This is a genomic window from Variovorax sp. 01T439_2 (assembly GCF_056398445.1).
In genome coordinates, this window is the sequence record NZ_JBFTPJ010000959.1 from 1 (window position 1) to 2,200 (window position 2,200).

The window sequence follows — 2,200 nt, forward strand, 5'->3', positions numbered from 1 at the left end:
GACAACAACTGGGCAACGGGGTGGACGGTCTTCGTCGACACGGACAACGATCAGCAATTCGATGGGTCGGACATCCTCCTCGTGCAACAGGGTGCGCTGCCGGGCTACTTCACGGCGACCGGACAGGGAACTGCGCAGAACAGCCCCGCATACGTCATGTTCAACCCGTCGGGCTATACACAGACCAGCGGAGCAGTTTTTCAATCGGCAACGCTGAAGATCGAGCGCAATGACCTCTCGGACACGGAGAAGACTCAGCAGACGCGAATCGTCGTGATTGCAAAGACGGGGCGTGCACGAGCTTGTCAACCTGCAACGGATACGACTTGCACGACTTCGGCCAGCGAGTGAGTAGCAGAGCATCTCAAATAACGCGCGACGTTCCACTTCTTGGCAAGCAAATACCGAGGGCCCGTGGAATCTCGATCGACATCTTGAACACTTGCATCGCACGCACCAGCGGGCGCTCGACCGCGATGACACCGCGGATTCAGACGAGGCCGAGCCATCGACGAGGCCCAATGGATTTATTTTCGAGGGTCGCGCAGCATTCGAGGCTGCTCTTTTGAGAAGTACTGAGGCAAGTAGCCCCAGCCACACAACTCAAAGAATTCCTCCACGCTATAAGTCGTCTTCGTTGCAGCGCCCGCGCGAATCCACTCCTCCCCAAGGGGGTCACGTGAATCAAACGCCGCATGCGCCCGCGCGCCGGTACGGATATATATTGCTTCGCTCACGGCCGCGGGGGCGCACAGAGCTAGCGCAAGCACGAGGGACAAGGTGGCGAACTTGGCCGAACCTTCTTGCAAGATTGTCTGAATAGAACGAACACCCAGTACAAACAATGGTCCCATCGACGCACGCATAACCAGATCCGGGGTTTGACCATGCAACAGTGGCAAAACAAGCAGTATGGCAAGAGAGATCACGCAGGTAATGTCTCTAGTGATATGCCTGCGGAGAATCAGTGCAAACGATACGAGTTCAACCAACCAGAAGAAGAGCAGATCCGGAAGAAGATGAACTCGATTAGGTAGGCAAGAGAAGCATGCGCCGCCTGAAGGCAACTCGGTCGACAAGTAGGCAACCATGCAAAGTGCGATCGAAGCTCCAGCCAACACTTTGGTTGCGGTATGCCACTCCAGCAATTCACGGCGCTTCTCCCAAGCCAACAACAACATCAACGGAAACAAGCCAATCATCCCGTATGGCGACCAGAGGGAAAGAAGCCCGAAACCCAGTGCTGCCGCACCGAGGCCGCCTCTCCGATCGTTGAAGAGAATTAGCCCTGTTACTAAGAAGGTGGCGATGCTTTGGTGGGGGACCCATACCAGCGCGGTAAGGAAGGACGAAAATTCGATCGGTAGCCTGAAAATGTGTACCGCCCATGCTTCGTAGTGAATCCCGAACCAAGGCGCGGCAGGAAGTCCCTGAAGTCCTCGGGCAACGTGTTCCGCGAAGGCGTCCGCACCACCTAAGAGAATCAATAGGATTGCTGCAGCAACAGACTGCCACTTTGTAGCACCTAGTGCGCATACCGTTCGGAAGACAAGCGCAAACCCACCGAAGAACCATGCGCCTAGTGCAAAGTGCAGATCTATAGTTGGGAACAGCTTGTGCGAGAAGGCGGGCACCAAATAAGCGCCCAGATAGAAGCGAAGATGGCGCTCGACACCACCCAATTCGAGCACCACCGGCCATGGCTCGGTGCCCAACGCGTTAACGAGGGCCCAGTGTTTGATCCAATCCCAAGCGAAAGGTCCATCTGGGAAACCAGCCAAAAAAAGAACCACCGCGGCCGCACACACACCTACGTAGGCAGCTGAGGTACTGCTCGGACGCTCTGATCGCTCGGTGAAAACAAGGAAGCATGCAATGCCCAGCAAGACTGAGATGGAGATCGCTGCCCACCACTCTAAAAATCCAAGGGCAAATATGATTGCCGGCAGCGCGAGGTAAGCGATCTCAAGATGTCGAGTGGTTGACCTGGAGGCGTAAAGATGGCGAATCTCGTGAGCTTCGGGCTTCAGCGCCGCCGCTTGCAAATGCGTGGTCACTTTGACGAACCACAAGCAAAAATGATCGCAACTGCACGAAAGGCTCCAGCCACAAACCTCCCAGCAGGCGATGCTATGTAGCCGTCGCCTTCTCGTTGCATAGTGCCTGTCGCAAGTTGCTCTTCCAACCTGCGCTCCACGCC

At 55.9% G+C, this 2,200-nt stretch carries 2 protein-coding genes; one reads left to right on the top strand and one right to left on the bottom strand.

Annotation, left to right across the window (positions count from 1 at the left end; all coding sequences use genetic code 11):
- A partial coding sequence (locus AC1DOC_RS30395) for a GspH/FimT family protein (RefSeq protein WP_478131197.1) occupies positions 1–351 on the top strand: 351 nt, incomplete at its 5' end.
- A gap of 176 nt (positions 352–527) precedes the next feature.
- Here the strand turns inward: AC1DOC_RS30395 and AC1DOC_RS30400 are convergent.
- Positions 528–2,057, bottom strand: coding sequence for a hypothetical protein (locus AC1DOC_RS30400; protein WP_478083840.1), 1,530 nt, complete (start codon positions 2,055–2,057; stop codon positions 528–530).
- Positions 2,058–2,200 lie beyond the last annotated feature (143 nt).